General features: G+C 54.7%; 8 protein-coding genes. 4 read left to right on the forward strand and 4 right to left on the reverse strand.

Annotation, left to right across the window (positions count from 1 at the left end; all coding sequences use genetic code 11):
* Positions 1-669, forward strand: a 669-nt coding sequence (locus TX82_RS12025) for a lysylphosphatidylglycerol synthase domain-containing protein (protein WP_042251192.1), incomplete at its 5' end; no start/stop codon positions are given.
* A 71-nt stretch (positions 670-740) separates the two neighbouring features.
* On the opposite strand, the gene TX82_RS17065 is transcribed toward TX82_RS12025, so the two are convergent.
* The 3 genes from TX82_RS17065 to TX82_RS16050 all read right to left on the reverse strand — a co-directional run bounded on the left by TX82_RS17065 (position 741) and on the right by TX82_RS16050 (position 5,114).
* The gene (locus tag TX82_RS17065) at positions 741-1,286 is read right to left on the reverse strand and encodes a twin-arginine translocase TatA/TatE family subunit (RefSeq protein WP_005010957.1); all 546 of its coding nucleotides are present in this window, start codon (positions 1,284-1,286) and stop codon (positions 741-743) included.
* 212 nt (positions 1,287-1,498) lie between these two features.
* A complete protein-coding gene (locus TX82_RS12035) occupies positions 1,499-1,858 on the reverse strand; it encodes a tetratricopeptide repeat protein (RefSeq protein WP_005010958.1) in 360 nt (119 codons plus the stop codon).
* A gap of 151 nt (positions 1,859-2,009) precedes the next feature.
* Positions 2,010-5,114, reverse strand: coding sequence for a hypothetical protein (locus tag TX82_RS16050; protein ID WP_005010961.1), 3,105 nt, complete (start codon positions 5,112-5,114; stop codon positions 2,010-2,012).
* Between the two features lie 176 nt (positions 5,115-5,290).
* Here TX82_RS16050 and TX82_RS12045 point away from each other — a divergent pair, with 176 nt between their 5' ends.
* From TX82_RS12045 to TX82_RS12055, 3 genes are all read left to right on the forward strand, one after another.
* Positions 5,291-5,758: a leucine-rich repeat domain-containing protein gene (locus TX82_RS12045; protein ID WP_005010964.1), complete on the forward strand. Its 468-nt coding sequence runs from the start codon at positions 5,291-5,293 to the stop codon at positions 5,756-5,758.
* Between the two features lie 58 nt (positions 5,759-5,816).
* Positions 5,817-6,230, forward strand: a complete 414-nt coding sequence (locus TX82_RS12050) for a DUF5069 domain-containing protein (RefSeq protein ID WP_042251194.1) — start codon at positions 5,817-5,819, stop codon at positions 6,228-6,230.
* 134 nt (positions 6,231-6,364) lie between these two features.
* Positions 6,365-8,698, forward strand: coding sequence for a penicillin-binding protein 1A (locus TX82_RS12055; protein ID WP_005010970.1), 2,334 nt, complete (start codon positions 6,365-6,367; stop codon positions 8,696-8,698).
* Here TX82_RS12055 and TX82_RS12060 read toward each other — a convergent pair.
* On the reverse strand, positions 8,695-10,392 hold a 1,698-nt coding region (locus tag TX82_RS12060), incomplete at its 5' end, for a penicillin-binding protein activator (protein WP_052338267.1). The genes TX82_RS12055 and TX82_RS12060 overlap by 4 nt on opposite strands.

Consider the following 10,392-nt stretch of genomic DNA (forward strand, 5'->3'; position numbering starts at 1 on the left):
CAGGGTCTCGCCTCGCAGGTGGTGGCGCGCACCACGCTGATGCTGAGCCTCCTCTTGTTCATGATTCCCGGCACCGTCTTTTTGTTTCTGACGGACGGCATCGACGAAACCTTTAAAAACGGCAGCGCCGCCGGGCTCATCACCTTTTCTGTCCTCATCATCCTGTTCCTGCTGTTCCAGACCACCGGATGCCTGAGCATTCTGGTGGGCTGGTTCGACCGAACCTTTCCCAAAAGCGAGGCGCGCCCGGCGGTCGATCACCTGCTTCAACTCTGCAATATGATGTCGGGGTATTACCGCGAACACCACACGCTCTGCTTCAAATCCATCTGGTACGGCTGGCTGGGCTGGGTGGCGGGGGTGATCGAACTCTACTTCACGCTTTACTTTCTGGGCGTCGAGTTGAGCTGGATGGAGTTGTGGACCATCGAGGCGATCCTGCAACTGGTGCGGGTGGGCAGTTTCTTCATACCCGTCAGCCTGGGGGCGCAGGAGGCGGGGCTGGTGGTGATTTTCATGTCGATGGGCATGAGCGGCCCGCTCGGGCTCGCGGTGTCTCTGGTGCGACGCATCCGCGAATTGATCTGGATCGGGCTCGGCCTCCTGCTGGGCGGAAGTGCCGCATTCAAACCCATGCGAATCCCGGCAGAATCCTCAGAGCAACCCTGAAAAAAAACGGCCAACCGGTGGCACTCAACGAGTGACCGGATGGCCGTTGTGAAAACGGATTCCCTTACATCTTAGAATACATCGCGTGAAACCCCGCGATCACGACCGCGCCCGAAGGGCGTTCGTTTCAGGGATTCGGTGAACACGTCTGACTGCTGAACGAGTCCGTCGTGCTTCGTTTTAATCGTATCAATGCGTTTTTCTTTCAATTCATTGATCGCATCCTCGATCATCTTCTCGGCTTCGTCTTTCGGTTTATCTTTTTTCTTGGTATTCGGTGCGGGGGTCTGTCCCGACTGCTGGTCGGTGCCGGTGGCCTGTGCGGTCACAGGCTGGGACGAAGATTGTCCCGAGGGAGCCGTGGTGGCCGTGTTCTGGGCAGACGGTTGAAGCCCGGGAGTTCCCTCCACTTGGGCGGGGGCCGATGGTGCGCCCTCCGGCACGGCGGCGGTTTCATTTTCTTTGTCCTCTCCCTCTTCCGCTTCCTTCATCGACTTTTTGAAATTACGAATGCTGTTGCCAAAGGCACTGCCGATCTCCGGCAACTTGCCGGCGCCGAAAATGATCATGATGATCACCAGGATCACCATCAACTCTGGAAAACCGATCCCCATCATAAAAACCTCTTTAAAAGAAAATTTTAGGACCCTGACGGGCACTGGCACTCAGGGGAGATGCTGTAGGAATTATAGCATAACCACAGACACCAACTAAACCACCCGCACTTGGAAATCGAGAATCCGGAATCTCAACCAAAAAAAAGCAGAAGTCCTTTTTTTACAAGGACTTCTGCCTAATTGAGGAGTTCCCGATCACGCTTCGTTTTGCGTCACCCACCAATATGGGCGTTCAGAATCGGGGAGTTGATGATGGCCTGGTTGCCATTGGCGCGGGATTTGGCCGCTTTAAAATGCATGGTGGCTTTGCCATGCTGACCCATTTTGTCCAATGCGATGGCTTCGTTGAAATGAATTTCACCGTTGGATGCATCGATGCCGGCGGACTCTTCAAAATGCTTGAAGGCAACATCGTAATGCCCCTGATTCCAATGTTTGATGCCTTCCTGATTGTGCATTTTGGCGCTTTCAGGCGCACTGTCAGGCAATTTCATGGGACCTTCATCCGCCATGGCCGAGAAGGGGATCATCATCACGAAAGCGATAACCAAACTGACCAGCAGTTTTCTCATATTCCTAATCTCCCACAAAAATTTTGGGTTTACGGTTATAAAAAAGCCTATCATTTTCCATGCCCGAATTAAAACATTTTCTAGACCGTGGTTCATCCGGAATCACCCAACTACAGGTAAACCAAAGTCCTTCTTCCTGACCATGTCGGGATCAGGAGTTGTCGAAGGCGTTTAAAAGACGGCACGCTTCGGCGACATATTCCCGGCGGGTCATACCCGACAGCACAATATCCACTCCCCGGTCCAGAAGCCATTTCACTCCCAGCACCTGCAAAGGGATCGCCTCGGGCGAACCGGGAAAATAACGTTCCCGAAGAGACTTGATTCTGGAGTTCGATTCCTGCTGAAACCGAATCTTTAAATCCTGCGAAATCCAATCGACATATTGCTCAGCGGTATCGAACATTTCATCGAAGCTGACGGGATCCCACAGGCGGGCCTGCACGATCTGTTCGCCAAGTGACCGGGCGCGGAAATAAACCTGCCGGATGTTATCGAGCACTTCGTTCAATTGCCGGGTGCTTTCGGGAAGGAAATTTCGTACCGGTTCGAGAAGGTCACGGAACTTGAACGGCGAAGGAATACTGGCCTGTTCCAGCACTTCTTTCAAATTCCGCCCATCGGCCATGCTGTTCAGGTGAATGCGCGTTTCCAATTCTTTCAGCTCGTCCAGCAACCAGTCCCATTTTTGTCCGCGGTTTCCGGATTCGCTTTCCGGGTAATCGATGAGCAACACACCCTCCCCTTCCACAACCGCACGGTAGGGCCTGCCTGCAATGGTTTTGAGTCCCAGAGACTTTGCGCGTTCCACCAACGACGGACCTTTTCCGCTTCCCGCAACCGCCCGATCATGAATGAAATTGGCGGAAAACTCGATTGCTTGAAATCCAGGCAAGCCCTCATTCTCCGCGTGTACGGTCTCCAGTGTGAAGCCACTCCACCGGGGCTTGATTTCCAGCCAGTCGGGACAAGAAATGCCAAACCCGGAAATTCGTCCGCGTTCGCATTCCTCGTGCAAATAAAGAAAGGCGCGGCGCACCTGCCACCGAATGGCTTCCTCATCCAACTCCGGCAATTCTTCTTCCGGCAAGCGCAGGATCACCAGGTCCAGTTGTGGCAGGCCGGTGCGGCGGATGGAACGGTCAATCTGGTCCCTCAAAAATTCCGGGTGCATGCAGAACGCACGGCCATCGCCCAGCGGAATCACATCCGGCACCGCGCGACCGCGGGATTCGAGGTCCTGCAAAAGGCGGTGATGGCGCCCCTTCGCTAAACCCACGGCGGTGATGATAAATAGCCCCTCCGCGCCCTTTCCGCCGGCATTCAGTCGGCGGTTAAGCGTATCCCCTAAAACAATCTGGTCTTCCCCTTCCGAAAAATCAGGCGAGGTTTCAACAACGTTTAAGGGGCTTTCGAGAAAAGCGTCGATGGCCTCCATGTGCTGATGTTGAATCCGCCCGAAGGATTTCAATCCCAGTCCCAGACGGCTCACCCGCCTTCCGTTCCAGTCCCTGCACCCTGCATCAGGAAGGGGACGGGTGCGCCCGGCGCAGGCGTCGGTCTCCGCGCCGCCCTCGCGCGCATCGAACCGGCTTTCCACCAGGTCGCACGACCACGGGTAGGCAGGGTGTGTGGTGAGCCGTTTGTCGTCCACCGCACCGCCGATGGTGAAATGATACAGGCTCTGGTACGCATTGCCGCGAAGGCGAAGGATTTCATGCACGGGATCGTCAAAATAGCAACCGATGCCGGTGGCCCGCAGGCCCATGAACTCGGCGGCGAGATACAGCATCTGTCCCACCATCCCAGCCTCCCAGAACAGTCGACGGTAATACCATCCGCCCTGTTGCTCAAGAGAGTCATGAAACTCGGCGATCATGCCCAGGCTGAACGTACTTTGTCCGGCGATCTCCTGGGTGCAGCTCACCTGCGCCGCTTCTCGCTGTATGTTCATTTCCTTGAGCAGGTACAGCGGCAGGTTTTCGGGACAGCCCTCCGGTTGTTGCCAGAGAAAGGCAGGATCGGTGCTTTCTTTCAGCCGTTGCAGCTGACCGGGCTCCCGCACGAAGAAATAAATCCCCGACGGCAGGTCTTCCACACGGTGGACGTACAGACAAAAATGAATTGAGGGTTTCCACGGCACCGCGTCGGCGGGAATGGGCTGTATCGTGTGTGCCAGGGTATTGAAAAACGCATCGCGCGTCATGCCGGTCCGGCCGTCGAAGGCGACCGCACTGCGGCGCTGGCGGATGATCTGCCGCGCGGTGATGCGCTTTTGGCGCAGAGGGAGTTCCGCATTCAACCAATCATGGCTGGCGGCAAACGGGGGAACCTGTTCCCACCTTCCGGAATCGGGTTTCAAGGTGGATTCGGCAACTTCATCGATGACCGGCCAGTCGCGGTGATCCGGACTGAGCCGGTTGGCGCGTCCGCGCCAATTCGCCCGGCGCACCGCCTGAATCGCCTCAGCCGGAAGACGCCTTGTCTTCGGAAACTCACCCGGTTGCGTGAGCACCGCCGCCACCAGGTCTGGATGTTCGCGCTCGGCCTCCCTGTAATCGGCTTCGCGATCAAGCCCAAACAACCCCGCAATGGCGGCATCGTCCATTTCCTCAAGGAGAACCAGTTTCCATCCAAGTACTGCAGCGGCAATGCGATAGGCGCCCAGCGCGTGGCCGATGTCATGCTGGCAATAACGGAATGCGCGTTCGCCGTACTTCCATGCTTCCCGCCAGTGAATCGAAGTCAGTCCCGCGAGAAAAGTCCCATCTGGAAAATTTGCGAGCAATGAACGAAACGTTTCCCCATCCAGTTCGGCACGCCTTTCCAGCCCGTGTTCTTTAGGCGCGTAGTGGTAAACTCCCGGAGCGTCGCCGATGCCCTCCATCGCATTGAGCACCCCATAGCCTTCCGTGGGGTGCAGATTTCCGCTGGACGGATTGCTGCGCAATGCCCAGCGATTGTCGCCCGCCTGCTTCCACGCCGAGATGGCCAGCGACAATTCGAAAAAATGCGAAAGGGAATCTGCATTGAGCGGGCGCGGTGCAATGGCGTTCTCTTCAAAAATTTTGTGATAAGGGGCGGAGTCGTCGGAAACAATCGGAGGCAAATATATCAACGGCGCATCTTCGTACCTGCGAAACGGGTTGGGTTGCGTCGCCCAATCCAGATGCCCCGGGCCTTTGGCCAGATTGTAGAAATGGTGTTTGGTCCGCTGATGGTAGGAAACAGCGGATTTAACAGGATTGCGGCTCATGGAAACCTGATAAGTTGATATTGAGGTAGCAGACGGGAAATCAAGGAGCTTATTGGAGAGTACCGGGAGGGATCGCAACTTTTCCCGGCAAAACCGCCTTGCCCCTTGATCGGGTTCCAAAAATTAAATAAACTTGTGGATTAGATGTTCGCCATTAGCTAGAGGTTTGAAATAATATGGATTTGGAAGATTTGTTTGCAAAGAATTTCATCAACGGCGATACCTTGGACTTGGAAAACCGCCGACTGGGTGATGAAGGAGCCAAGGCCCTGGCGCAAATGGAACAACTGGGCCAGGTCATCAAACTCGAGTTGGGTGACAATGAGATCGGCGATGAAGGGGTGGCCGCGCTGGCGGAAAGCCCCCACATCAAAAATCTGAGAGTATTGAACCTGAAATCGAACAAGATCACCGCTGAAGGGGCCAAACACCTGGCCCACTCAGGGAATGTTTCCAATCTCGAGCAACTGGTGATGAAGTTCAACCAGATTGGAGAAGAAGGTGCGCGGTATCTGGCCGCCTCGGAAAACTTCGCCAGCCTCAACACGCTCGACCTGTTCCGCAACGACCTCGGCCCGGAAGGCGCTGCGGCGATAAAGCAAGCCAGCTATTTTAAGAACCTGAACCGCGTTCGTTTGGATTGATCCCAGTCACACCCACGGTTTCATCCCCGCGGCTCACACAACCTTCAAACGTACTTTTATGAATTTAACCGCGAAGTATCCAAGAAGTCCAAGGCAACGGCTTGCAGGGCTCGTCCATGTCCCGCGCATGATCGACAAAGCCCGCGCTTGCAAAAAAAATACGCTGGGGGAGTACATCTACCCCTGCCCTCTCGATAAAATGATTCTGGAGTTCCTGAATGTGGATTCCGATACCTTCATGGACAAAGCCGCGTCGTTTCCCGAAGCCACGATGGAGGAGTGGGTCGAGTATCTCGTGCAGGACAAGTCTCGCCGGGATTTCGAGAAAATCAACGAAGCCATCCTGAACGCATCGCCGGAAAACGACGAGGCGCGCGAAAAATTCAAAAACATTCTGTATTCAATCGCCCGCAACCGCGACGACATCACGAGCTGGGCGGAGTTGATCGACCTCGAAGAAGGCCGGATGTGAGCCTTTCCTGCTTGGAACAGGGAGACCACTCCCTGACCTGAATGACAAACAAAAAATTTCTAAAAAAACAGAACCCTCAACGCGCTCCACGCAACCTCCGCACCCCTAGAAAGTCGGGGGGTGGATGGAAGCGCATGCTCCTGCTCTCGTTTCTTGGTCTCACGTTGTTCGGTCTCCTGATCGGGTTTGCCGCCGCCGGGTTCATTTACTTTAAATATTCCCAGGGGCTGCCGGACGTACGCCAACTCAAGGATTACCAACCCAGCACCATCTCCCGCGTTTACTCCGACAATGATGAATTGATCGCGGAGTTTTATATTGAAAAACGAATCCTCGCGCCGTTGAAGGACATCCCGACCCACCTCAAACAGGCCACGTTGGCGGTCGAGGACTCAAACTTCTACTACCATTTCGGCATCGACCCAAAAGCCATCATCCGCGCGATGATCAAAAACTTTCAGGCCGGGCACGTGGTGGAAGGCGGCAGCACCATCACCCAGCAGCTATCCAAAACGCTGTTTTTATCTTTCGAACGCAGCCTGGAACGAAAAATCCGGGAAGCCATTCTGGCCATCCGCATGGAACTGGTGTTCACCAAGGATGAAATCCTTGAGATGTACCTCAACCAGATTTATTACGGCCATGGAAGTTATGGCGTGGAGGCGGCCGCGCGGACTTATTTCGGCAAGCCGGTTAAGGAACTCACCATCGCCGAGTGCGCCCTGATCGCGGGCCTGCCCAAAGCACCCAACCATTACTCACCCTATAAAAACCTGGAAAAATCGGTCAACCGCAGAAACCACGCCATCCGACGTATGGCGCACAACGGTTTCATTACCGAACAGGAAAAGGAACAGGCGCTGGCGGAAGAGGTGAAGCTTGGGCAGGTCGCGGACCCGGTCAACAAGGCCCCCTATTTTGTTGAATACATCCGACAGTTCATTCAGGAAAAATACGGTACCAACAAACTGTACCGAGACGGCCTGAAAATCTATACCACCCTCAATTACCGCAGCCAGGTCGCCGCGCAAAAAGCGGTGCGTGACGGGCTGCGCGAAGCGGACAAGCGGTTCGGTTTTCGGGGCCCGATCCAGCGTGTGGCCGACCTCACCCACCGTGAATCGGTAGACGCCCTTCTCACCAAACTGAATGAAGAAGCTGATCTGGTTGACGAAGAAAAAGGTTTATTCTTTGAAGGCAACATCATTCACGGGGTGGTCACGCGGGTGCGCCAGGATCATGCCAACGTGTACCTGGGCGGGGCACAAGGCATCATCGAACTTGAGGACATGGACTGGGCGCGTGAACCCAACACGCGGCTCGATATCCGCTGGTCCCGGATTAAGAACGCACGTCATGCACTTTCCATTGGCGACGTTATCCTGGCGAAACTGGGCCAGAAACAAAGCGCGAGCGAATGGAACCTCAGCCTTGAACAGGAACCGGAAGTGCAGGCCGGTCTCATCAGCCTGGACCCCACCAACGGCCACATCAAGGCAATGGTCGGCGGTTACGACTTCAAAAAAAGCCAGTTCAACCGCGCCACGCAGGCGGTGCGCCAGCCAGGGTCCGCATTCAAACCCATCATTTTCGCGGCGGCCATAGAGGACGGTTACACGCCCGCCAGCATTGTCATCGATTCACCCATTATCTTTAAAGAAAAAGAAGATACTTTTGACAAATGGAAACCGGTTAATTTTTCCGAAAAGTTTTACGGGCCGACTTCGCTTCGCACCGCGCTCACGCATTCGCGCAACGTGGTGACCATCAAACTTTTGCAGCACACCGGGGTGCCAAAAGCCGTTGAAGTGGCCCGGCGCCTGGGCATAGACAGTTCCATGGCCAACAATTTGTCCATCGCTCTGGGCTCTTCGGGCGTCACCCTCTATGAACTGGTCAAGGCTTACGCTGTTTTCGCCAATCAGGGCCGGCGAATCGAGCCGGTTCCAATCCGCTTCATCAACAATCGACAGGGCGACGCCATTTATTACGCAGAGACACAGACCCAGCAGGTGATCTCGTCGGGCCTCGCGGCCATTGTCACCGACCTGATGAAAAGCGTTGTGGACAACGGTACCGGGAAGAAAGTGAGGGTTCTAAACCGACCCATTGCGGGCAAGACCGGCACCACCAACAACTATATCGATGCCTGGTTCATGGGCTATTCCCCGGAGTTGGTAACGGGCGTCTGGGTGGGTAAGGACCGCGACGAACCGATGGGGGTCAACGAAACCGGATCACGCGCGGCTATCCCCATCTGGTTGCAGTTCATGCAGGAAGCGCTGGCGGGCAAGCCGGTGAAAAGCTTCCCGGTGAGTGACGAGGTGGTTTACATGAAGGTCAACCCGGAAACGGGAAACGCTGCCAGTTTCGACGATCCAAAAGCCCGGCTTGAAATGTTTTTGCGGGACAATTTGCCGATGAAGGCGGGAGAGATGGAAGCAATCCTGGGCAACGACAACTTTTAATCCAAAGGCGGGTTGGGCCCGTTCACGGGAACGATCCTGCCTTCCCGCACACTCAGTTTTACAAGACTCCGGTCCGTGTCGCCGGAGGGAAGCATGGTGGTGACCCCGGACACACCATGATAGTTTTCAATTCCGGACAGATGCTTCAGAATTTCAAGCCGGTTGAATCCCCCTTGCAAAACAGCCTGAAATAAAATATTTGCCGCGTCGTACGCCTGGGCGGAGAGTACAGTCGGCTTGGAGCCAAACCGCTTTTCAAAATCTTCGACAAACTTTTTGGTCCCCGGGTCCTTTCCTTCAGGGAAAAAGCCATCCACAAACAATACCGAGTTCAGGTAATGCCTTGCCATCTCTATCAGTTCCGGCGAGTTCCACCCGTTGGCCCCAAGAAACAAAACATTTTCGATGTTGTAAAACGCAAACTGGGGGATCATCAACCCCACCTTGTCGTAAAACCCGGGAATGAAAATGGCATCGTAATTGACTTCCAGTGCAACCTTCAACCCCTCGGAACCGCTCCCAGAAAAAAGACCACCATCAATGATGGGCCGGGAAATGTTTCCCTTGTCATTGAGGTGTGGAGGTTTGGCTCCACGGCGCAAAAATCGGTTAACCATCCATTTCAAGCGATCATCGGGGACCCCGCCCAGATTAAGGATCTGCTCACGAAAGTCGTTCTGTTTGCGGTCATACGAAATGGAGGTGACAATTTCACCGCCGAGGGCCCGCACTTCCCGCTCAAAATCTTCCCGCAGGATCTCACCATAATATTCCGTGGGATACAGAACCGCGAGGCGATACAGATTCAGGTGGTTCACCGCATACCGGGCGAGAAACCGTGCCTGAAGCTCTTTGGTGAGCGCATTCCGGAAGACGAACGGGCTCAAATCAGCAAGGCCGCTTGTCGAGGCCGTCGGGGAAAATACCGGCATCCTGTATTTTTCCAGAATCGGGATGATACTCTGAATTTCCCAGCTCAGGATCGGCCCGACAATGCCGACAACATTGGGATCGCGAGCCAGTTCTTCCACCACTGCCGTTGCATCACGCCCCAGACCGGAATCCCTTACTTCCAATTTAATCTGCTGTTTATTCGCGGCACTGAACTGGCTGTAGGCCAATTGAATGCCCTGCAAAACCTGCTGCCCAACAAGGGCGCGTTGACCGGACAAGGGCAATACCACGCCGATGCGAATTCCGTTTTCCTCCTGGTCCCGAAGCCCCTGCAAGGCCAATCTCGCCTCTTCACTGAATCCATGATCCGGGAACCGCACGATGAAATTTTCCAACGCAACCTGGTAATTGCCGATATCCCGCTCGTTCCGGTAAATCTGGATGAGCCGTTTTAGAATCAGGTCACCCGGGTATTCCGCTCCCAGCACGCGGTTCAGATTGAGCAATTGCTGCTTGGTCAGCTTATCTTCAACTATGATTTCTATTGATTGCCGGGCGTGTTCCAGCAATTGCTCATCGCTTCCCTTTTCAATTATTTTTTTGAATTTATTTAGGGCATCGTCGTAGTTCATCCGCAGATCGTCGAGCCGGGCAAGATAGGAATAAGCTTCCCATTTGTGGGTGACGTCCGGGTTGACCTTAATGGTGGCGCGGAACCGCTTTTCCGCCTCTTCGTAGCGCTCCATGTGGAACAGGCACTCAGCAATCTTCAATTGTGCGTGGTAGTTCCAGGTGGACTG

Origin of the sequence: Nitrospina gracilis 3/211 (assembly GCF_000341545.2) — a bacterium.
Lineage (GTDB): Bacteria > Nitrospinota > Nitrospinia > Nitrospinales > Nitrospinaceae > Nitrospina > Nitrospina gracilis.

Excerpts from the sequence above, each read along its gene's own strand:
- TX82_RS17065 (WP_005010957.1), bottom strand. The coding sequence starts at position 1,286 with ATGATGGGGATCGGTTTTCCAGAGTTGATGGTGATCCTGGTGATCATC.
- TX82_RS12035 (WP_005010958.1), bottom strand. The coding sequence starts at position 1,858 with ATGAGAAAACTGCTGGTCAGTTTGGTTATCGCTTTCGTGATGATGATC.
- TX82_RS16050 (WP_005010961.1), bottom strand. The coding sequence starts at position 5,114 with ATGAGCCGCAATCCTGTTAAATCCGCTGTTTCCTACCATCAGCGGACC.
- TX82_RS12045 (WP_005010964.1), top strand. The coding sequence starts at position 5,291 with ATGGATTTGGAAGATTTGTTTGCAAAGAATTTCATCAACGGCGATACC.
- TX82_RS12050 (WP_042251194.1), top strand. The coding sequence starts at position 5,817 with ATGAATTTAACCGCGAAGTATCCAAGAAGTCCAAGGCAACGGCTTGCA.
- TX82_RS12055 (WP_005010970.1), top strand. The coding sequence starts at position 6,365 with ATGCTCCTGCTCTCGTTTCTTGGTCTCACGTTGTTCGGTCTCCTGATC.